Consider the following 20,275-nt stretch of genomic DNA (forward strand, 5'->3'; position numbering starts at 1 on the left):
CCTGATGGCGGCGCGGGACCCTGGAACATCACGGTCCCGCGCCGCGCGGGTGCCTGCGCTGATCCTGGCGTTCGCGGGCGTTCTGGCCGCGGCGGGAGCCGTCGCGGAGCGCCCGCGGACCTACGCCATCACCGGCGCGCGCATCGTCACCGCGCCGGGCGCGGTCATCGCCCGGGGCAACCTGGTGCTGCGCGATGGCCTCATCGAGGCCGTGGGCGCCGGTGTCGCGGTGCCCGCCGATGCCGAGGTCATCGAGGCCGAGGCCGGCTGGAGCGTCTACCCCGCGCTCATCGACGCGGCCTCCACGGTCGGTCTGGACACCGAAGCCCCGGCTGCCGCCCGCGGCCGCCCCGGCGAGGAGCCACCGCGCACCGGCTCGCCGCATGAGCTGAAGGCCGTGCATCCCGAGGCGGCGGTCGTCGACCAGCTCGACACCCGGCACACGAGCGTCGCACGCCACCGCGAGATGGGCTTCGGCGCGGCGCAGGTGCTGCCGCTGAAGGGCGTGTTCCGCGGCGAGTCAGCCGTCCTGATGCTGCGTGACGGGCCCGCGGCCGAACTCATCCTTAACCCGCACCTGTTCCAGGTGGCGGCGCTCGAGACCGCGAGCTTCATGTCGGGCCAGTACCCGTCTTCCAAGTTCGGCGCCGTGGCAACCGTGCGCCAGGCGCTGCTCGATGCCCGGGGCGCCGGCGAATGGCGCGCCCGCTGGATGGCGGATCCCTCCGGCCTGGCACCGCCGGAGTTCCGGGCTTCCGATGCGGCGCTGCTCGAGGTGCTGGGCGGCGAACGCCCGCTGGCCTGGGTGGCGCTGAGCGCTCTCGACCCGGGGCGCTTCGCCGGCATCGCCAGCGAGTTCGGCCTCGAGGGCGGCATGGTGGTCGCGCGCGGCCTGGGCGACCGGGCGGCGGACCTCGCTGCCGCGCACATGCCGGTGCTGCTGCCGCTGGAAATGCCGGCGAAGCCGGAACTCGGCACCGACGCCGACGTCTTCGAAGCCAGCCTCGATGAGCTGCAGTCATACCTCGATGCGCCACGCCTGCCCGGCACCCTGAGGAAGGCGGGCGTCGACGTCGCGTTCGTCACCGCCGGCATGAAGAATCCCCGGCGCTTCACCGAGAATCTCGCCGCACTGGTCAAGGCCGGGCTGTCGCCGGACGAGGCGCTCGCCGGTGTCACCACCACGCCGGCGCGGCTGCTCGGCCTGTCGCGCGTGCTCGGCACCCTGGAGCCCGGCAAGCAGGCGAACGTCATGGTCGTCGCCGGCGATCTGTTCGACGGCAAGGCCGTGGTGCGCCACCTCTTCGTGCAGGGTCATCACCAGCTGTTCGAGGGCGAGAAGCCGGCGGGTGATCCCTCTGCCGTCGTCGATCCGCGGGGCCGATGGACCGTCAGCACCGAGGTGATGGGCCGGACAGCGGAATCCAGCTGGACGATCGCCGGCGAGCGCGAGGCCTGGACGGGCTTCAGCGAGAGCGCCCGCGCCGGCAGGCGCGATTTCAGCAGCGTGGTCCTCAAGGGCAACGCCCTCACCGTGGTCAGCCCGGGCCAGGGCGGCGAGATGAAGGTCACCGTCGTCATCGACGGCGATGCATTCAAGGGGGAGTCCACCATGAGCTCGGAACGCGGCTCGGTCACGATGAAGCTCGAGGGCCGGCGAGCGGCCGCTCCGCAGGGGAGCAAGCCATGAGGGGCCTGCGCAGGACAGCCGCCGTTGCCATCGCCGCGGTCGCCGCAGGCGCAGCGCATGCCGACATGAGCCTCGAGCAGGCACTCGCCGTCCATGCCTTTCCAGCCCCCCCGGCGACGCCCGCGCAGGTGCTGGTGCGCAATGCCACCGTCTGGACGCAGACCGGCGACGGCATCCTCGAAGGGGCGGACGTGCTGGTGGAGAACGGCAGGATCAGGGCGGTGGGTCGCGGCCTCAGGGCCGGCGCCGGCGCCCTGGTGGTGGACGGCACCGGGCGCCACCTCACGCCGGGCATCATCGACGCCCACAGCCACAGCGCCACGGAGACGATGGACCTCAACGAGGGCGTCAACAGCATCAGCGCCGAGGTGCGCGTGAGCGATGTGCTCGATCCGCGCTCGCACGAGATCTACCTGCAGCTCGCCGGCGGTGTCACCACCGCCCACGTGCTGCACGGCTCGGCCAATGCCATCGGCGGCCAGAACGCGCTCATCAAGTACCGCTGGGGCGTGACGCAGCCCGGTGAACTGCTGTTCGGCGGGGCCCCGCCCACCATCAAGTTCGCGCTTGGCGAGAACCCGACGCACGCCGCGTTCAAGAGCGGCATGCCCGGGCAGAAGCTGCGCTACCCGGCGACGCGCATGGGCGTGGCGGCGCTGCTGCGCGCGAGCTTCGCCGAGGCCGCGCAGTATCGCGACGAATGGCGCCGCTACGATGCACTGTCGAAGCGCCAGCGCGAGCACACGGTGCCGCCGCGGCGCGACCTGCGCATGGACGCCATCGTCGAGGTCCTGGACGGCCGCCGCCAGGTGCACTCGCACAGCTACCGCGCCGACGAGATCCTCATGCTGATGCGCGTGGCGGAGGAGGCGGGCATCCGCATCCGCGCCTTCCACCACGTGCTGGAGGGCTACCGCGTGGCCGACGAGCTGGTCGCGCACGGTGCCGGCGCCTCCACCTTCTCCGACTGGTGGGGTTTCAAGGCCGAGGCCTACGACGCCATTCCCTACAATGCGGCGCTGATGGCCGAGCGCGGCGTGCTGGTCAGCCTCAATTCCGACAACGCCGACCTCGCGCGCCGGCTGAACCTCGAGGCCGCGAAGACCATCCACTACGGCGGCGTGGAGCGGCAGCGGGCACTCGACATGGTGACGCTCAACCCCGCGCTCCAGCTCGGCATCGCCGACCGCGTCGGCTCGATCGCTGCCGGCAAGGACGGCGATTTCGTCGTCTGGAGCGGTGACCCGCTGAGCGTGTACTCGGTGGCCGACCTGACCTTCGTCGATGGCAAGCTGCGCTTCAGCCGCGAGGCCGACCTGGCGCACCGCGCGGAGGTGGCCGAGGCCCACGCCCGGCTTGCGGCCGAGCTGGGCGCGAAGCCCGCGACCGCGGCGCCGCCTGCCGGCACGGCGGCCAACCCGCCGGCCCCGGCGGAACGCTACCGCTATGCCGCCGATGCGCCTGCGGACATCGTGGCGATCACCGGCGCCACGGTGCATACGCTGGAGGGGCCAGCCATCGCCGACGGCGTCGTCGTCTTCTCCGGCGGGCGCATCACCGCGGTCGGCGGACCGGATACCGCGATCCCCGCGGGTGCCGGGCGCGTGGACGCCACCGGCAAGCACCTCTGGCCGGGGCTCATCCACACCAACAGCGTGCTCGGCATCAGCGAGATCGACTCCGTGCCCGGCACCGTGGATGTCAGCGAGACCGGCGACATCAACGCCGACGCCGATGTGTCGCCGGCGGTCAACGCCGCGAGCCGTCACTTCCCGGTGGCGCGTTCGGGCGGCATCACCCATGCGGTCGTCGTGCCCTCGGGCGGCATCGTCGCCGGCACCACCAGCGTGCTGCGCACCGATGGCTGGACCTGGGAGGAGATGACCGCGGTGCGCCAGCAGGCGCTGGTGCTGCGCTGGCCGGACCCGGTGCCGCCGCAGTACGCCATCTTCCTCGGCGGCCAGAAGAACCTCGCCGAGCGCAGGAAGGAATCCGACGAGCGCATCGCGGAACTGGACAGGCTGCTCGACAGCGCGGCCGCCTATGGGCGCGCCAGGGAGCGCGCCGGGAAATCCGCCAGGCCGCCCGAGTACGACCCGCAGCTCGAGGCACTGCTGCCCGTGCTGCGCGGCGAGCGCCCGCTGTGGGCGACGGCGCGCGAGAAGCATGCCATCGAGGCGGCGGTGGGGCTGGCAGCGAAGCGCGGCCTGCGCCTGGTGATCACCGACGGGCGCGATGCCTACCTCGTCGCCGACCTGCTGGCGAAGCACAAGGTACCGGTGGTCCTGACCAATATCGTCGGCGAGCCGCCGCGGGCGGATGACCCCTACGACGTGCTGTATTCCATGCCGGCGAAGCTCGAGGCCGCCGGCGTCACCTTCGCGATCGCCAGCACCACGCGCACCGGCGGCTCGGCCAATGCGCGCAACATCACGCTATTCGCCGGCATCGCCGCCGCCCATGGGCTCGATCGCGAGGCGGCCTACCGCTCCATCACGCTCTACCCGGCGCGCATCCTCGGCCTGGACAAGGTCCTCGGCTCGATCGCCCCGGGCAAGAGCGCGAGCATGGTGCTGACCGACGGCGACATCCTCGAGCCGTCGACCAGCATCGAGCAGGTGTGGATCGACGGCCTGCGTCCGTCCATGGACGACGACCAGAAGGCGTTCTACCGCAAGTGGCGTGCGCGGCCGAAGCCCGCCTCACCGGGTGCGACGGCGAGCGCCACGCCGGTGCGGCGGTAGGGCGCGGCCGCCTACCAGGGCGCCGGCTCGCCGGTGTGGCGGATGAAGGTGCCGGTCTTCGAGAGATCGTAGCCGTCGATCACCTTGATCACCGCGCTCGCGCTCTGCTGCGGCGTGATCATGATCGGCAGGTCCAGGCCCTTGGTGAAGTCGTCCTTGACGAAGCCGGGTGACACCAGCCCGACGGTGATGCCCTTCGGCTTGAGGTCGAGGGAGAGCGAACGCATCACCATGTTCAGCGCGGCCTTGCTGGAGCGGTAGAAGTAACCGCCGCCGCGTGTCTTCACCGAGCCGATCGAGCCCTCGGTGCTGGTGATGTTGATGATCTTCTTCTGCTGGCTGGCCGCGACGTTCGGCAGGAAGGCTTCCGCCATCTTCAGCGGGCCGATGACGTTGGTGGCGTGCACCTTGTCGTAGGCGGCGTAATTCAGCTGGCCGAAGCTCCCCATCTCGTCGGCGCCGGATATGCCGGCGTTGTTGAGCAGCACGTCGATCGGCCGGCCCTTGTACCTGGCGGCGAGCGCATCGATGCCGGCGAGGTCGGTGACGTCGAGGGCCTCCAGCGTGACGTTCGGGTGGCTGCCGGCGATCTCCTTCAGGGCCGCGGAGCTGCCGGGGTTGCGCGCGGTGGCGATGACGTTCCAGCCGCGCTCCGCGTACTGGCGCGCGAGTTCCAGGCCGATACCGCGGCTGGCACCGGTGATGAGCACGGTCGGGGCATCCGCGGCCTGGGTACCTGCACCGTGCAGGGCGGTGATGGCCAGGAGTGTCGGCAGGATTTTCGTGCGTGGCATGAGCAGGGTTCCTTGTTGTCAGCGTGGGCGGTTCGCGTGCAGCTGTTCGAGGGGCACGTAGTCGAAGCCGAAATGCCGCGGCCCGAGCAGGGCGATGGCTGCCGGTGTGCGCCACATCGCGTGTGCGGGGAAGCCGACCAGCACCACATCCGCACCCGGGTCGTAGCCACCGAGCTTCGGCGACAGCATCGCCTCGCCGGTTGCCGGATCAAGCGGTGCAATGAGATCGGGTGACATGGCATCAGGCCGGTCGTCGAACCAGCCGACGATATTCTCGTTCTTGACCCAGAGACGATAGCGGTGGCCCTGGAACGTGCCGCTGCCCTGGATTTCCACGTCCCACCAGTCGAAGCCGCGATCCTCGCGGTTCACGGCCCGGGTGACGTTGCCGCGGAACAGGTACAGGCCATGCGTCACCCCGAGCAGGGCGGCGACGGGATCGGCGCCGCGCGCACGGGCTTCACGCACGCTGCGGCCCATGAGGATCTCCCGCGACAGGACGCCAGGGATCAGGGCGCGCTTCGCGTCCCGGCCCGCCATGACCGTGCTGGCGGTGATGACGCTGCCGGCACTGCCGACCGCCATGCTCCGGCCGATGTCCTCGAGCCGCGCTGCGTCGATCGCCTTCTCCACGAGGACGACATCACCCCACAGGCTTACCAGCGCGGCCGGCGTCGCCGTGACACCGTTGACGTAGGCCACCGACTGCGCCAATTCCGGCACCGCGCGGCCCGTGGGGCAGGCATCGACCACCGGCAGGCCTGCCGCCATGGCTGCCTGGAACGCCGCGGCGGTGGCCTCCGCGGCCTCCGCGCGCACCACCGCATCGAGCCGGTGGCCGGTCTGTCGCTCGAGGGCTTCCATGGCGAGGCGCATGCCATCGGTTGCCGGCACCACGGGGGTACCCTGCTGCTTCATGCGCTCGGCGACATGGGTCCAGGCACCGCCACCACCGATTCGGCCGCCGGCTTCGGCGAGCGTCCAGTCGTCCGGCACGTCTTCCAGGGCGATGAGGCGGAACGGCTTGCCCTCGGCGAGCAGCTTGCGTACCGCGCCCTCGATGAATGGCGCGACCGGCTTGACCCGGCCACGTGTACCGTCGATGGCCGCGCCGGCCATGAGGTCCCACACTTCCTGTTCGCTCAGGGTGCGGATCGGCGGCGCTGCAGCAGCAGGCAGCGAGGCGCAGGCGAGCACGAGGCCTGCCAGCCATGGTGCCGTGGCGCTGCGCATGAGCCTGCCTCCCCTTGCATCCGGTCGCCGGCGCCGAGTATATCCCGGCGTGACCTTGCCGGTGGCTGCGGTGTAATGTGCGCTGGCAACGACTCTCCCGGAAGATTCCGTGCTGATCTACGACGCCCACAGTCCCGCCCCCCGCTGCCTGCGCATGTTCCTGCTGGAGAAGCGGCTGCGCCTGCCGGCGGTGACGATCGACGTGATGACGGGCGAGAACCGCGCGCCGGATTTCCTCGCGGTCAATGCCGCCGGCCAGACCCCGGCGCTGCGCCTGGACGATGGCAGCACGCTGGCGGAGGCGGTGGCGATCGCCGAGTACCTCGAGGAGCTGCATCCCGCGCCGGCGCTGATCGGCAGCACGGCCGCGGAGCGTGGCCTGACGCGGCAGTGGTGGCGCCGGGTGGAACTCAACATCACCGAGTTCATCCACAACGCCTACCACTACGGCGAGGGGCTGGCGCGCTTCCAGCCGCGCATCCCGGTGGTGCCGGAGGCGGCAGCCGGCCTGAAGCGGGTGGCACAGGACCGTCTTTGCTGGCTGGATGGCCTGTTCGGTGCCGGCCCCTATCTCTGCGGCGAGCGTTTCAGCGCCGCCGACATCTGGCTGTACGTCTGGCTGGACTTCGGCCTTGCGGTGAACCAGCCCTTCGACCGCGGGCTGCCGCGGATCGGCCCCTGGTTCGAGCGCGTGGCCGCGCGACCCAGCGCGGCCGCCAGCCGTGAGCTCCTGCGATCGCAGCTGACCTGAATCAACCACCGCCGCGCGCCGCGCGGCGACACTGTACGCAGCGCAACCGGAGCCCCATCATGGCAACCCGCTACACCGGCCTTTCGGCCAGCATCCTCGACGCCGTCGGCGACACGCCGCTCCTGGAGATCGACGGCGTTTTCGCCAAGTGCGAGTTCCTCAACCCATCGGGCTCGATCAAGGCGCGGATCGCCAAATACATCATCGAGCGGGCGGAGGAGACCGGCGCCATCAAGCCCGGCGACACCATTGTCGAGGCCACCAGCGGCAACACCGGCAATGCCTTCGCGATGGTGGCCGCGGTGAAGGGCTACCGCATGATCGTGGTGATGCCCGAGGGGCTGTCCAGCGAGCGCGTGGCCATCTCGCGCGCCTATGGCGCCGAGGTCCTGTTCTGCGGCACCTTCCACGTCAACGATGCGCTGGAGCGGGCGCGGCAGCTCGGCCGCCAGCCGGGGTTCTTCTTTCCCGGCCAGTTCGAGTCGGAATGGAATGTCGACGAGAACCGCGAGATCCTCGGCCCGGAGATCCTCGCCCAGCTGCCGGACGGCCGGGTGCCGGATGCCTTCGTGCACGGTGTCGGCACCGGTGGCACCCTGGTCGGTGTCGGCCAGGCCTTCCGCAGGGTGAATCCGTCGGTGCGCCTGTTCGCGATGGAGCCGGCGGAATCGCGCACGATCCTCTGCGGCGAGGTGGCGCTGCACCAGATCGAGGGCATCTCCGACGGTTTCGTGCCGGGAATCTTCGCCCACCACCGCGACCTCATCAACGACACGCTCGGCGTGTCGAGCAGCGATGCCGTGGCGGAGATGCGCAAGCTGGCGCGCACGCGCGGCCTGTTCTGCGGCCCGAGCTCCGGCGCGCACCTGCTGGCGGCGCGGCGCATCCGCGAGCGCTTCCCGCAGCTGAAGACCGTGGTGACGATCCTCGACGACAAGGGCGAGAAGTACCTGCACGACTTCTTCATGCACCCGGCGCCCGGCGCGGACAGCCCGGTGCCGTTCCACTAGCGGCGGGTCAGCCGCCGGGTGCCTGGCCGCCGAATACCCGGTCCAGGAAGTCGTAGGCGAGGCGCCAGGCCTCGTCCATCTGCGGGCGCGGATAGCCGTGCTGGCCATCGTGGATGACGTGGAAGCTGAAGTTCTTCCGGCCCGCCTTCTCCAGGGCCTCGGCCATCCAGGCGGATTCCCGGATGCTGACGATCGCGTCCTTGTCGCCATGCAGGATCAGCAGCGGCGGACCGCTGGCCGTCGCCAGGTAGCGGGGTGAGCGGGCGCGGTAGAGTTCGGGCGCCTCGTCGATGCTCCTGCCGACCATGCGCGCGAAGACCTCGCGGTCACCGGGCTCGGCATTGGGGTTCTCGCCCGGGCTGGCCGTGAGCCGCCAGACGAGGTCCGTTGGCCCGAAGAAATCCACGCCTGCCGCAAACCGCTCCGGTGCCCGCGCCAGGGCCATCAAGGTGTTGTAGCCCCCGTGGCTCTCGCCGATGATGGCGATGCGCTGCGCGTCCACGCCGGGCATGGCGGCAAGGAAATCGCGGGCGGCCAGCATGTCGTCGATTTCCCTGCCGCCGTAGTCCGCCGCGTCGTGGAACTCCATGGTGTAGCCCGAGCTGCTGCGATAGTCGGGGGCGAGCACGACGTAGCCGCGCCGCACGAACTCCGCGAGGCGCGGCACCATGCGCGAGCGGAATTGCCCGTGCTGGCCACCATGGGCATAGATGACGGCGGGCACCTTGCCGGCCGGCATGGCCAGCGGCTTGAAGAGGTAGGCGGGAATCCGCAGGCCGTCCGTGCTCGCATAGTCGAGCTTGCGGTAATCGAGCACGCCCCTGGCGGCGAGTTCGACCTGCAGGTCATCGATCTGCTTCAGCAGACGGCCCTTCTCCCATCGCTCGGCGTCCTGCTGCTGCGCCCAGAGCCGCTTGAGCTCGGCCGGATCATCGGTTGCCGGGACGGGCGCCGCGACGGGCTCCGGCGCGGGCTGGCCGCCCGCGGGCAGCACGACCCAGGTTGACACCGCCAGCAGCGTGCCGGCGGCGAGTGCCTTGCTGCGCATGACGGGCGTCCCGGGCTCAGTCGCCCTGTTGCTCGCTTTCCTGCGCCGCCGCACCGCTTCCCTGGCTGCGCGGCCTGGCCTGGTGGCGCTTGGTCTTGCCATGGCGCTTGCCGGCATATTCCTCGAGCTGGCGCCGTGCCGCGCGGAAGGCATCGCTCACGGCGACATAGGGGTCTTCATGGCGCGGGTCGCGCTCCGGGTTGCGGGTCACGACGAGTTCTTCTCCCGGCACGACCAGCCGGATATGCACGGTGAACAGGTTGCCCTGCCGGTGATGCTGGTGGCGCGATTCCAGGCTGACCTGGCAACCGATCAGGCCATCGTAGAACTGCTCGAGCTTCTGTACGTGCTCGCGGATGGTGAATTCCATCGCCGCTGAAGGATCGGTGCCGTGAAACCTGACTTGCAGGGCCGTCTGCATGGGGGCCTCCTTCTTGCTGTCACATGCGCTGAACCATTGCCTTCCTTATAGCTCCGGCAGCCGTTGCGCGTCCATCTGCCAGGGCACGCAAACCGGAGCTGCCGGTACGTCACCCGCCGGGGGAGCTGGCCCTGGCATCGAGCCAGGCGCGCACGTCGCGCCCGGTCGCCTCACCGGCTTCCTCGACGGCCATGTGGCCGACGCCGGGGTATTCGATGAATTTCACCGCAGGTGCGTTCCCCAGAAGCTGCAGGAACTGCTGCGCCTGGCGGATCGGCGCCGTGGAATCGGCTTCGCCCCAGAGCAGCAGGACGGGTGCGCGGATGCTGCGGATGACGGCCTCGACATCGCCGGCCCGGTATTGCGACAGGCGGTCCAGCTGGGCCTGCCGCTGGCCCTCCCGCATCCACAGGTCGTACCAGCGGTCGATCAGCCCATCGCTGACCTTCGAGGGATCGCCGAAGCCGCTCCTCAGCATGGCGGCCGGCAGCGCCCTGGGCAGGATGTACTCCAGCAGGTAGGCGGCCTTGGGCACACCGCCCTGGCGCGTCATCTCCCTGCCCTCCAGCGTTCCCGGATTCAACAGAATGAGTCCGGTCACCCGCTCGGGATGCGCTGCAGCGTAATGAATGGCGACCGTGCCGCCCAGCGACGTGCCGCCGATGCTGAAACGCCGCAGGCCCAGTGCATCGATGAGTCGCGCCGTCAGGGCCAGCGTGCGTTCCTGGCTGTAGTCGCCGGTCGGATCCGGGCCGGTCAGGCCGTGGCTCGTCAGGTCGAAGCGCACCACCCGGTAGTGATCCTCGAGCGCGGCCACCCAGGGATCCCAGTCGATCAGGCTGGAGAAGTTGCCGTGGATCAGCACCACGGCAGGGCCGCTGCCCTGGTCGCGGTAGTGGATGCGGACGCCATCGATGTGGATGAACTTCGACGCCGGGCTGGTGTAGCGGGCCTCCAGCGTGGCGGCAGGAATGTCGCGGTAGGCCCACAGGGCCGTGGCCAGGGCGGCGACAGCGAGGGCCAGGATGGCTGCCAGGACTTTCATGCGTTCGGGAGCGTGCTCCTCGGTGGTTGGGTCCAGTCTATGCCGCAAGCCTGCCCGGCCGCCATGCACGACGTCCGCCACCGGCATGGCGCGGCCCTCGCGCCATTTGACCACGGCAGCGCAAAAGCATACCGTGGCGCCCGGCGCATCGGCGGCTGCCTGCCGCGGCGCGCCGGACTATCAATAACCTGGAGTGTTCATTAAGTGGCTACCGGTACTGTGAAGTGGTTCAACGCCCAGAAGGGCTTCGGTTTCATCCAGCCGTCGGACGGCTCGAAGGATGTGTTCGTGCATATCAGCGCCGTGCAGGCTGCTGGCCTGGCGACGCTCAACGAGGGCCAGAAGGTCAGCTTCGACGTCCTGACGGAGCGGGGCAAGCCCGCAGCAGGCAACCTGAAGGCTGCCTGAGGTTTCGCAGCGGCGTGCGCCAGCGCGCCGCATCGGGACTTCGAACCCTGGCCAGGGAAGTTGTGCGAACAACCCCTGACAGGGGCAGATGAATGAAGCCCCGCCAGCGATGGCGGGGCTTTTTTTCGGTCGCCATGCACTCCGGTACGGTGCCTTCCACTCCCGCCTCCGGCCCCGCCAGCCCTCGCCTGGTCCTGTGGATCGTGGCGATCGGCATGTTCATGCAGCTGCTGGACTCGACCATCGTCAACACCGCGCTGCCGGCGATGGCGCGCAGCCTCGGGGAGAGCCCGCTGCGCATGCACGCGGTGGTGGTGTCCTACGCCCTCACCATGGCGGTGGTCATCCCCGCCACCGGCTGGCTGGCCGACCGCTTCGGCACCCGGCGCATCTACATGCTGGCCATCGGCCTGTTCATGCTCGGCTCGCTCGCCTGCGCCGCATCCGCCAGTCTCGGCCAGCTGGTTGCCGCGCGCGTGCTGCAGGGCGTGGGCGGCGCCATGCTGATGCCGGTGGGCCGGCTGGTGGTGCTGCGCGCATTCCCCGGGGAGCTGTTCCTCGCGGCCATCAGCTTCGTCGCCATTCCAGCGCTGGTCGGGCCGCTGCTCGGCCCGACACTGGGCGGCTGGCTGGTGGAGGTGGCCTCCTGGCACTGGATCTTCCTGATCAACCTGCCCGTGGGCCTCGCCGGCCTGCTGGCCACCCGGCGCTACATTCCCAATTTCACCGCGGCCAGCGGCCGTTTCGACCTCGCCGGCTACCTGATGCTGGCGTTCGCCATGGTCAGTGTCTCGCTGGCGCTCGATGGCCTGGGCGGCCTGGGCTGGGCGCATACGCTGCTGGTGCTGCTGATGATCCTGGGCCTGGCGGCGCTCGCCGCGTACTGGCTGCACGCGCTGCGCAGCCCGGCGCCGATCTTCACCCCGGACCTGTTCACGGTGCAGAGCTACCGGGTGGGCCTGCTGGGGAACCTGTTCTCGCGCATCGGCTCGGGCGCCATGCCCTACCTGCTGCCGCTGCTGCTGCAGCTGACCCTGGGCTACTCGCCTGCCGAGGCCGGCATGCTGATGCTGCCGGTCGCGCTGGCCAGCATGGGCGCCAAGCGCGTGACCACGGCCGTCATCACCCGCCACGGCTATCGCCAGGTGCTGATCGGCAACACGCTGCTGCTCGGCGCGACGATCGCCGGCTTCGCGCTGATGGCACCGGGGCAGCCGCTGTGGCTGCGGATCGTCCAGCTCGGCATCTTCGGTGCCGTCAATTCCTTCCAGTTCACCGCCATGAACGCCGTGACGCTCAAGGACCTGGCACCCGCGCGTGCGGGCAGCGGCAACAGCCTGTTCTCCGTGGTGCAGATGCTCGGCATGAGCCTGGGCGTGACCTGCGCCGCGGCGCTGCTGGCCGCCTTCGGCAGCTGGCTGGGTGCCGGCGAGGGCAGCCAGGCGCTGCCGGCGTTCCGCGCCACCGTCATCGCCATCGGCCTGATGACCATGGGATCGGCCGTCATCTTCTGGCAGCTGCGTGACGAGGGTCCGGCCGAACTGCCGGATGGCGGCATCGTCGCCGACGCCTGAGGGCGGGCCGCCTACGGCCGCTGTTCCAGGATCCGGTCGAACAGGCCGCCATCGTCGAAGTGGCGTGCCTGGACCGCCTGCCAGCCGCCGAAATCCCTGATGGTGAGCAGGCGGATCTCCGGGAACTGCCGGGCATGCCTGGCCGCCACCTCCGGCAGCCGCGGGCGGAAATGATGATCGGCGATGATCTCCTGGGCCTCGGGCGAGTACAGGTACTCGAGGTATGCCCGCGCCAGCGCGGCCGTGCCGTGCCGCCGGGCATTGCGCTCCACCACGGCCACCGGCGGCTCCGCCAGCACGCTCACCGACGGCATGACGATCTCGAAGCGGTTGGTGCCGAGTTCGTCGCGGGCGAGCAGGGCCTCGCTCTCCCAGGCCAGCAGGACATCGCCGATGCCCCGTTGCACGAAGGTCATGGTCGAGGCGCGGGCGCCGGTGTCGAGCACCGGCACCCTGGCGAACAGCGCCCTGACGAACGCCAGCGCGGCGGCCTCGTCGCCCCGGTTCTTCTCCAGGGCGTAGCCCCAGGCGGCGAGGTAGTTCCAGCGTGCGCCGCCTGAGGTCTTGGGATTGGGCGTGATGACCTTCAGCCCCGGCCGCAGCAGGTCGTCCCAGTCACGGATGTTCTTCGGGTTGCCCTTGCGGACCAGCAGCACGATGACCGAGGTGTAGGGCGAGCTGTGGTCCGGCAGCCGCGCCTGCCAGTCGACCGGCAGGCGCCCGGAACGTTGCGCAATGGCGTCGATGTCATAGGCGAGCGCCAGCGTCACCACGTCGGCGGGCAGGCCATCGATCACCGATCGGGCCTGGCGGCCGGAGCCGCCGTGCGAGCGCTGGATGCGCACTTCCTGTCCCGTGGCGGCGAGCCAGTGCGCGGCGAACAACCGGTCGTAGGCGAGGTAGAGCTCGCGCGTCGCATCGTATGACACATTGAGCAGGCGCGCCGTCTCCGCGCCCCGGGCCGGCGTGGCCACGCAGGCCATGGCGAAGAGTGCCGTGACTATCCGGCCGGGCTTCATGGTTGCGGATCTGCTTTCCTGGAGGCGCGCGGGCGCCGGGCTGCGGCGTGGCCGCCACGATGCGGCCGCCGGCCGATGGCTGTCAACGCAGGTGATGCGGCGGTGAGGCCACGGATAGCGCGAACTGCCGCCTGGCCGGCATTGTCACCGCTTTGTTACTGGCGCGAGACTGCTTTCGTGACTGCGCGCGCCTACCATGCGCAGCAAGAGGGCACGATGTCGATCCGCTTCGAACAGGTCACCAAGCGCTACCGCGGCGTGCCCGTGGTCAACGACGTCACGCTCGAGGTGGCCAAGGGCGAGTTCTTCGTGCTGCTGGGTGCCAGCGGCAGCGGCAAGAGCACGCTCCTGCGCGGCATTGCCGGCCTGACCGACATCGACCACGGGCGCATCGCGCTGCATGGCCGTGACGTCACCTTCGTCAACCCGCGTGACCGCGGGGTCGGCTTCGTGTTCCAGCACTATGCCCTGTTCCGCAACATGAGCATCGCGGACAACATCGAGTTCGCCCTGCGCATCCGCGGCGTGCCGGCCGCGCGCCGGCGCGAGCGGCGGCGCGAGCTGCTGCGGCTGGTGGCACTGGAAGGCATGGACGAGAGGCTGCCGTCGCAGCTGTCCGGCGGCCAGCAGCAGCGCGTGGCCGTGGCGCGGGCGCTGGCCCACGAACCCGGCGTATTGCTGCTCGACGAGCCCTTCGGCGCGCTCGACGCCAAGATCCGCACCGAACTGCGGCGCACCGTGCGCGAGGTGCAGCGACGCCTCGGCACCACCACCATCCTGGTCACCCATGACCAGGAAGAGGCCTTCTCGCTGGCCGACCGCATCGGCGTCATGCACATGGGACGGCTGCTCGAGACCGGCGAGCCGCAGCAACTCTACCGGCAGCCGGCGACGCGCTTCGTCGCCACGTTCCTCGGTGCGGCGAACCTGCTGCTGGGCGAGGTGGCGGCTCCCTCCCGGGTGCGGGTCGGCCAGGCGCTGGTCAGCCATGCCGGCCAGGCGCGGCCCGATGCCGTGTCCAGCACCGAAGTGGTCACCGTGCTGCGCCCGGAGGATGTCGAACTCGCACGCCATCGCCAGGTGCTGGCGAATCCCTTCCTCGGCGAAGGCCAGGTGCTGGAAACCAGCTTTGGTGGCGGGGTAAGCCGGCTGCTGGTGCAGGTGGCCGCCGGCACGAACCTGCGCGCGGCGGCGCGGGTGGACGCGCAGGCGCATCCGGGTCTGGCTCCCGGCGCCTGCCTGCTGGAGGTGACCCGGACCGCGGCCGAGGCCATGGCCATGCCGCTGGCGGCCGGTGACGGCATCGCCCTCGGCGTGCGCCGCCTGCATGTGCTGCCCACGCCCGTGTCGAGCTTCCTGTTCCGCGCGCCGACCCGCGAGGCGGTGATGGAACTGCGCCACTCGCCGCTGGTGGCGCAGCTGGTGCAGAGCACGAGGGCCAACCTCAGCGAGACGATCGTCGCCGAGGAACAGCCCGGCACCGGCACATTGCGCGGGGCCGGAGTGGTGGTGGTGGACAACACCGGGCGCACGCCGGCGGAGATCGCCGGCCTGGTGGCGCACGGGGCCCGGCGCCTGCTGTGCGTGCCGCGCGGTGCGCAGCTGCCGCGCCGGGTGATCATCCATTGCCCGGACGACGCCCCGCTGGGAGAGGCCATGGGACTGGTCGCGAGCCTGGTGAGGCACATCAATGCCGAGGCCAGCTTCGTCAGTGTCACGCCGCGGGAAGCGGTGCCGGCGCAACGCACCCTGGCCCTGCGTCGCCTGCTCGACACGCGGGCGGAGGTCCGCGACAGCCATGGCCTCGACCTGCGCACGGAAGTGCTGGAGGGCGATGTCGGCGAGCAGCTGCGTGCGCTCGCATCCGGTCCGGAGCCGGCGCTGCTGGTCATGGGCATCGATGGCGACTGTGCCGAGATCGAGGCGGCGCTGTCGCGCGACCTCGGCTGGCTGTTCGACGCCGGTGCGCGCTGGCCGCTGCTGCTCTCCTATTCGGGCCCGCGCCCGGCCGCGCTGGCGGCGGTGCTGTAGGCATGGCACGGCGCTCCGGCGTGCAGGGCTGGCGCTGGCGCGAAGCCTCGGTGCTGCCCGGTTTCGGCCTCACGCTCGGCTACAGCGTGCTCTACCTGTCGCTGGTGGTGCTGTTGCCGATCGCGGCGCTGGTGCTCAAGGCGACCACGGCACCGCTGGAGCAGGTGCTGGGCACCCTGGGCGAGCCCCGCGTGCTGGCGGCGCTGCGCCTGTCCTTCGGCGCCGCCCTGCTGGCTGCCAGCATCAATGCGGTCTTCGGCCTGGTCGTGGCCTGGGTGCTGACGCGCTATGACTTTCCCGGCCGGCGCCTCCTCGATGCGCTGATCGACCTGCCATTCGCGCTGCCCACCGCGGTCTCGGGCATTGCCCTGGTCACGGTGTTCGCCGATGACGGCGTCATCGGCCACTGGCTGGCCGGGCTGGGTATCGAAGTGGCCTACACCTGGGTCGGCGTCACCGTGGCGCTGGTGCTGATCGGCATCCCGTTCGTGGTGCGCACCCTGCAGCCGGCGATCATGGCGCTGGATCCCGCGGTGGAGGAGGCCGCCATGTCGCTCGGTGCCAGCCGCTGGCACACGTTCCTGCGGGTGATCCTCCCGGCGATCCTGCCGGCCCTGCTGACCGGCTTCACGCTCGCCTTCGCGCGCGGCGTGGGCGAGTACGGCTCGGTGATCTTCATCGCCGGCAACATTCCGCTGCAGACCGAGATCATGCCGCTGCTCATCGTCATCAAGCTCGAGCAGTTCGACTACGTGGGTGCCGCCGTCCTCGGCTTCCTCATGCTGGTGCTGTCGTTCGTGATGCTGCTGGTCATCAACCTGCTGCAGGCCTGGCAGCGCCGGCGGCTGGGGCTGGGTGCCTGAGGTGGCCACGCCCGCCGTCTGGCTGGAGGAGCGCGGCCATGCCAACCGCTGGCGCAGCCGGCTGGTACGCGGGCTGCTGATCGGCATCGCGGCGGGCTTCATCGGCATCATCCTGCTGGTGCCGCTGGCCACGGTGTTCGTCGAGGCGCTCGGCCGCGGCATCGGCTTCTACCGCCAGGCGCTGGTCGACCCGGACGCGCTGGCGGCCATGCGCCTGACGCTGGTGACCACCGCCCTGGTGGTGCCGCTCAACACGCTGTTCGGCATCGCCGCCGCCTACGCCATCGCGCGCTTCAGCTTCCGCGGCAAGAGCCTGCTGACCACGGTAATCGACCTGCCCTTCGCGGTTTCCCCGGTGATCTCCGGCCTGGCCTTCGTCCTGCTGTTCGGCGCCAGCGGCTGGTTCGGGCCCTGGCTGGAGGAGCACGACATCCAGGTGATCTTCGCGCTGCCGGGCATCGTCCTGGTCACCCTGTTCGTGACCTTTCCCTACGTCGCCCGGGAGCTGCTGCCGCTGATGCAGATGCTGGGCACGGACGAGGAGGAGGCGGCCATCTCGCTCGGCGCCGGCGGCTGGAGGACCTTCTTCAAGGTGACGCTGCCCAAGATACAATGGGGCGTGATCTACGGCGTGATCCTCTGTAATGCCCGTGCCATGGGCGAGTTCGGCGCGGTGGCCGTCGTCTCCGGCCACATCCGCGGCCTGACCACCACCATGCCGCTGCAGGTGGAGATCCTGTACAACGAGTTCCACCAGGTGGCGGCCTTCGCCGTGGCGTCGGTGCTGAGCCTGCTCGCGGTGGTGACGCTGGCCATCAAGACCGCCATCGAGTGGCGCACCGGGCATCGTGGTGGGCACTGAGCGCGGCGCGGGAGCGGTGCCGGGATGAAGCCGTCGCGACCCCTTGGCCTCGCTGCATGGCTCGGCATCGGCAGCGGCGTCATCGTCCTGCTGGCGGTGCTGGCGGTCGCCGCCTCGTCGGTGGGATTGCTGGGGCGCCTGGCGCGACAGCAGGCCATGACGCGCGTGGAGCTGGCCGGTGCCTCGGCCCGCGACTACCTGCGGCGGGTCAACGAGGAAGTCCTCGGCGATGCCCGCGAGCTCGCCAGCCGGCCGACGCTCATCCGCCTGCTGCTGCAGGGAGACCTGCGCGCCCTGGAGCCCGTGCTCGCCCGCTACGCCCAGTCGAAGGGCCTCTACGCCTGCCTGCTGGTGAACGACGCCGGGGTCGCGGTGGCTGCCGGTGGCGAGGTGGCGTGGTCGGAACTCGAGCCGGCGGCAGCCGAGCAGGGTGAGCGGTTTGCGGTGGCCTCGCGCCAGGCCGGCGTGATCCTCAGCGGCGCCAGTGCCCCGGTGCCGCGCCTCGCGCCCTATCGGGTGATTGCCCTGCGGGCGATCGACGACCGGCTGGTCGCCGACCTGCAGGAGCAGGTGGGTGCGACCGTGGAAGTCATCAACTACGCCACCTACACGGCGCCGCCGGACAATCCGTTCACGGAGCTGCACAGCCAGACCATCACCAGCGGCAAGGTGACCACCCGCCGGCTCAGCGCCTCTGACAGCTACGTGGCCGTCGTGCCCTGGTCGGCATCCACCGGCGAACTGATCGGGCTGGTGGACGTGCAGATCGGCGCTGCCGAGTTCGACGCCGCGGCCCGCGCGCTGGGCATGCGCCTGGCGGTGATCGCCCTGCTGGTGCTGGCGCTGGCGGCGCTGGGCGGCATGCTCTACGGCCGGTGGCTGGCGCGGCCGCTGGAAGCGCTGCGCAATGCGGCCGATCGCATCGGCCGCGGCGATTTCTCGGTGGCGGTACCCACCTCGGGGATCAGCGAGATCGGCTCGCTGGCGCTCACCATGGACGAGATGCGCAGCAACCTGGTGGACCTGACCGCCGTGCTGAGGCGCCGCGAGGCGGAGGCACGCGCCGTGCTGTCGGGCGTGGTCGAGGGCGTCTATGCCGTGGATTCCGCCCGCGTCATCCGCTACGCCAACGACCAGGTGGTGCGCATGCTCGGCCGCCCGCGGGAGGAGATCGTCGGCCGTTTCTGCGGTGATGTGCTCAATCCCGAGGCCACCGACGGCGTGCGTCCCTGCGAGCGCGATTGTCCGATCGTCGCCGCGCGTGTCACCGGCCAGGGCCGCGCCGCCGAACGCCTGTGCCTGCCGGGAGGCGCCACGCGCTCGGCGGTCGTGGTCAGCGCACCGCCCACCGGCGGCCAGCAGGTGCAGGTGCTGCGCGACGAGACCGAGCTCGAATCGGTGCGTCGCGCGCGCGACAGCGTGCTGGCCAACATATCGCACGAGTTCCGCACGCCGCTGGCCGCGCAGCTGGCCTCGATCGAGCTGCTGCAGGACGGGCTCGAGCGCCTGCCACTGGCCGAGCAGCGCGAGCTGTTCCGCAACCTGGAGCGGGGCGTGCTGCGGCTGATGCGGCTGATCGACAACCTGCTCGAGAGCGTGCGCATCGAAGCGGGCCAGCTGGCGATCCGCGCCCAGACCGTGTCGATGGCCGAGGTGGCCGAGGAGGCCGCGGCACTGATCCGGCCGCTGCTGGCGCAGCGTCGCCAGGCGCTCGACATCGAGTGGCCGCAGGGACTGCCGGATCTCGTCGGCGACGGCCAGCGCCTGGTGCAGGTGTTCGTCAACCTGCTCGCCAACGCCAGCAAGTATGCGCCGGAGGGCACCACCATCCGCATCGGTGGCGAGCTGCGGGGCGAGCGCATCGCCGCCTGGGTGGAGGACGAGGGGCCCGGCCTCACCGACAGCGACCCGGACACCGTCTTCCAGCGTTTCAGGCGGGCCGGGGACGTGGAGCCCGAGGCGCCGGGCCTCGGGCTGGGCCTGTGGATCGTGCGCTCCATCGTCGAACGCCATGGCGGGGAGGCGGGGATGGAGCGGACGCCGGCGGGCCGGACGCGCTTCTTCTTCGTCTTGCCGGCGGGGGAGCGGGCATGAAGCTGCTGCTGGTGGATGACGACGCCGATCTGCGGGCGGTGACCGGCTTCGCCCTGCAGCAGGCGGGTTTCCTGGTGATCGGCGCCAGCACCGTGCCCGGTGCCGTCGATGCCTTCGAGCGCGAGCGGCCGGACCTGGTGCTGCTCGACATCAACCTGCCGGGCGGCAGCGGCTTCGACGCCTGCCGCCACATCCGCAGGATCTCCCGCGTGCCGATCATGATGCTGACCGTGCGCGGCGAGGAAGAGGACCTGGTGCGGGCGCTGGAGCTGGGCGCCGACGACTACCTGACCAAGCCCTTCAGCCCGCGGACGCTGATCGCGCGGGTGCGGGCGCTGTTGCGCCGCGCGGGCATCGAGGCAGGCGGGCGCACCGAGGCCGGCGAGCTGGCGCTCGATGCCGAGGCACTGAGCCTGCGCATCGGCGCGCAGCGGAACCTGAGGCTGACGCGGCTGGAGTTCCGCCTGTTGCAGCTGCTGCTGGCCCATGCCGGCCAGCCGGTGCCCACCGACCGCCTGCTGGCCCATGTCTGGGGGCACAAGGGCGGCGGCGACAGGCAGGTGCTGAAGCAGCTCGTGCACCGCCTGCGGCTCAAGCTCGGCGAGGTCGGCGATGCGGATGACCGCATCGAGACGGTGCCCGCGGTCGGCTATCGCCTGAACACCGGCCTGCTCCAGTCCGGATGAGA

17 protein-coding genes are annotated in these 20,275 nt (G+C 70.6%); 11 read left to right on the forward strand and 6 right to left on the reverse strand.

Features of this window, described 5'->3' with window-relative positions; all coding sequences use genetic code 11:
• The first annotated feature begins 4 nt into the window (after positions 1-4).
• Positions 5-1,690, forward strand: coding sequence for an amidohydrolase family protein (locus HRU81_01420; GenBank protein ID QOJ30871.1), 1,686 nt, complete (start codon positions 5-7; stop codon positions 1,688-1,690).
• Complete coding sequence (locus tag HRU81_01425; protein ID QOJ30872.1) at positions 1,687-4,434, forward strand: amidohydrolase family protein; 2,748 nt, start codon at positions 1,687-1,689, stop codon at positions 4,432-4,434. Before HRU81_01420 ends, HRU81_01425 begins: the two co-directional genes overlap by 4 nt.
• An 11-nt stretch (positions 4,435-4,445) precedes the next feature.
• Here HRU81_01425 and HRU81_01430 read toward each other — a convergent pair whose 3' ends face one another.
• Together HRU81_01430 and HRU81_01435 are read right to left on the reverse strand one after the other, a co-directional pair.
• Entirely contained in the window at positions 4,446-5,228 is a 783-nt protein-coding gene (locus HRU81_01430; protein ID QOJ30873.1) for an SDR family oxidoreductase, read from the reverse strand.
• A gap of 18 nt (positions 5,229-5,246) precedes the next feature.
• Positions 5,247-6,461, reverse strand: a complete 1,215-nt coding sequence (locus HRU81_01435) for a DUF917 domain-containing protein (GenBank protein QOJ30874.1) — start codon at positions 6,459-6,461, stop codon at positions 5,247-5,249.
• 109 nt (positions 6,462-6,570) lie between these two features.
• Here HRU81_01435 and HRU81_01440 point away from each other — a divergent pair, with 109 nt between their 5' ends.
• Both HRU81_01440 and HRU81_01445 read left to right on the forward strand, forming a co-directional pair.
• On the forward strand, positions 6,571-7,212 hold the full coding sequence (locus tag HRU81_01440; protein QOJ30875.1) for a glutathione S-transferase family protein: 642 nt from the start codon (positions 6,571-6,573) through the stop codon (positions 7,210-7,212).
• A 59-nt stretch (positions 7,213-7,271) separates the two neighbouring features.
• Positions 7,272-8,222 carry a cysteine synthase family protein gene (locus HRU81_01445; GenBank protein QOJ30876.1) on the forward strand — a complete coding sequence of 317 codons (951 nt, stop codon included), beginning with the start codon at positions 7,272-7,274 and terminating at the stop codon, positions 8,220-8,222.
• Positions 8,223-8,229: 7 nt separating this feature from the next.
• Here the strand turns inward: HRU81_01445 and HRU81_01450 are convergent, their stop codons facing one another.
• The 3 genes from HRU81_01450 to HRU81_01460 form a co-directional block, all read right to left on the reverse strand.
• Complete coding sequence (locus HRU81_01450) at positions 8,230-9,270, reverse strand: S9 family peptidase (GenBank protein ID QOJ30877.1); 1,041 nt, start codon at positions 9,268-9,270, stop codon at positions 8,230-8,232.
• Positions 9,271-9,286: 16 nt separating this feature from the next.
• Positions 9,287-9,691 carry a ribosome-associated translation inhibitor RaiA gene (locus tag HRU81_01455; protein ID QOJ30878.1) on the reverse strand — a complete coding sequence of 135 codons (405 nt, stop codon included), beginning with the start codon at positions 9,689-9,691 and terminating at the stop codon, positions 9,287-9,289.
• A gap of 109 nt (positions 9,692-9,800) precedes the next feature.
• Complete coding sequence (locus HRU81_01460; protein QOJ30879.1) at positions 9,801-10,736, reverse strand: alpha/beta hydrolase; 936 nt, start codon at positions 10,734-10,736, stop codon at positions 9,801-9,803.
• Positions 10,737-10,940: 204 nt separating this feature from the next.
• On the opposite strand from HRU81_01460, the gene HRU81_01465 reads away from it, so the two are divergent.
• The gene (locus tag HRU81_01465; protein ID QOJ30880.1) at positions 10,941-11,144 is read left to right on the forward strand and encodes a cold-shock protein; all 204 of its coding nucleotides are present in this window, start codon (positions 10,941-10,943) and stop codon (positions 11,142-11,144) included.
• Between the two features lie 134 nt (positions 11,145-11,278).
• Positions 11,279-12,718, forward strand: a complete 1,440-nt coding sequence (gene mdtD / locus HRU81_01470; protein QOJ33233.1) for a multidrug transporter subunit MdtD — start codon at positions 11,279-11,281, stop codon at positions 12,716-12,718.
• An 11-nt stretch (positions 12,719-12,729) separates the two neighbouring features.
• On the opposite strand, the gene HRU81_01475 is transcribed toward mdtD, so the two are convergent.
• A complete protein-coding gene (locus tag HRU81_01475; GenBank protein ID QOJ33234.1) occupies positions 12,730-13,701 on the reverse strand; it encodes a sulfate ABC transporter substrate-binding protein in 972 nt (323 codons plus the stop codon).
• A gap of 213 nt (positions 13,702-13,914) precedes the next feature.
• On the opposite strand from HRU81_01475, the gene HRU81_01480 reads away from it, so the two are divergent.
• The 5 genes from HRU81_01480 to HRU81_01500 are packed head-to-tail and all read left to right on the forward strand — an operon-like array spanning position 13,915 to position 20,273.
• The gene (locus tag HRU81_01480) at positions 13,915-15,768 is read left to right on the forward strand and encodes an ABC transporter ATP-binding protein (protein ID QOJ30881.1); all 1,854 of its coding nucleotides are present in this window, start codon (positions 13,915-13,917) and stop codon (positions 15,766-15,768) included.
• A gap of 2 nt (positions 15,769-15,770) precedes the next feature.
• The gene (cysT, locus tag HRU81_01485; protein QOJ30882.1) at positions 15,771-16,631 is read left to right on the forward strand and encodes a sulfate ABC transporter permease subunit CysT; all 861 of its coding nucleotides are present in this window, start codon (positions 15,771-15,773) and stop codon (positions 16,629-16,631) included.
• On the forward strand, positions 16,624-17,493 hold the full coding sequence (gene cysW, locus HRU81_01490; protein QOJ30883.1) for a sulfate ABC transporter permease subunit CysW: 870 nt from the start codon (positions 16,624-16,626) through the stop codon (positions 17,491-17,493). The genes cysT and cysW overlap by 8 nt, the downstream gene beginning before the upstream one ends.
• Positions 17,494-17,517: 24 nt before the next feature.
• Positions 17,518-19,587 carry a HAMP domain-containing protein gene (locus HRU81_01495; protein QOJ30884.1) on the forward strand — a complete coding sequence of 690 codons (2,070 nt, stop codon included), beginning with the start codon at positions 17,518-17,520 and terminating at the stop codon, positions 19,585-19,587.
• On the forward strand, positions 19,584-20,273 hold the full coding sequence (locus tag HRU81_01500; GenBank protein QOJ30885.1) for a response regulator transcription factor: 690 nt from the start codon (positions 19,584-19,586) through the stop codon (positions 20,271-20,273). Before HRU81_01495 ends, HRU81_01500 begins: the two co-directional genes overlap by 4 nt.
• The last annotated feature ends 2 nt before the right edge of the window (positions 20,274-20,275 follow it).

Source organism: Gammaproteobacteria bacterium, from assembly GCA_015709695.1.
Lineage (GTDB): Bacteria > Pseudomonadota > Gammaproteobacteria > Steroidobacterales.

Bases quoted from the DNA above. Each gene is read 5' to 3' on its own strand.
- HRU81_01425 (QOJ30872.1), top strand. From the start codon at position 1,687: ATGAGGGGCCTGCGCAGGACAGCCGCCGTTGCCATCGCCGCGGTCGCC.
- HRU81_01420 (QOJ30871.1), top strand. From the start codon at position 5: ATGGCGGCGCGGGACCCTGGAACATCACGGTCCCGCGCCGCGCGGGTG.
- HRU81_01495 (QOJ30884.1), top strand. From the start codon at position 17,518: ATGAAGCCGTCGCGACCCCTTGGCCTCGCTGCATGGCTCGGCATCGGC.
- HRU81_01500 (QOJ30885.1), top strand. From the start codon at position 19,584: ATGAAGCTGCTGCTGGTGGATGACGACGCCGATCTGCGGGCGGTGACC.
- HRU81_01445 (QOJ30876.1), top strand. From the start codon at position 7,272: ATGGCAACCCGCTACACCGGCCTTTCGGCCAGCATCCTCGACGCCGTC.
- HRU81_01460 (QOJ30879.1), bottom strand. From the start codon at position 10,736: ATGAAAGTCCTGGCAGCCATCCTGGCCCTCGCTGTCGCCGCCCTGGCC.
- HRU81_01475 (QOJ33234.1), bottom strand. From the start codon at position 13,701: ATGGCCTGCGTGGCCACGCCGGCCCGGGGCGCGGAGACGGCGCGCCTG.
- cysT (QOJ30882.1), top strand. From the start codon at position 15,771: ATGGCACGGCGCTCCGGCGTGCAGGGCTGGCGCTGGCGCGAAGCCTCG.
- HRU81_01435 (QOJ30874.1), bottom strand. From the start codon at position 6,461: ATGCGCAGCGCCACGGCACCATGGCTGGCAGGCCTCGTGCTCGCCTGC.
- HRU81_01450 (QOJ30877.1), bottom strand. From the start codon at position 9,270: ATGCGCAGCAAGGCACTCGCCGCCGGCACGCTGCTGGCGGTGTCAACC.
- mdtD (QOJ33233.1), top strand. From the start codon at position 11,279: ATGCACTCCGGTACGGTGCCTTCCACTCCCGCCTCCGGCCCCGCCAGC.
- HRU81_01430 (QOJ30873.1), bottom strand. From the start codon at position 5,228: ATGCCACGCACGAAAATCCTGCCGACACTCCTGGCCATCACCGCCCTG.
- HRU81_01455 (QOJ30878.1), bottom strand. From the start codon at position 9,691: ATGCAGACGGCCCTGCAAGTCAGGTTTCACGGCACCGATCCTTCAGCG.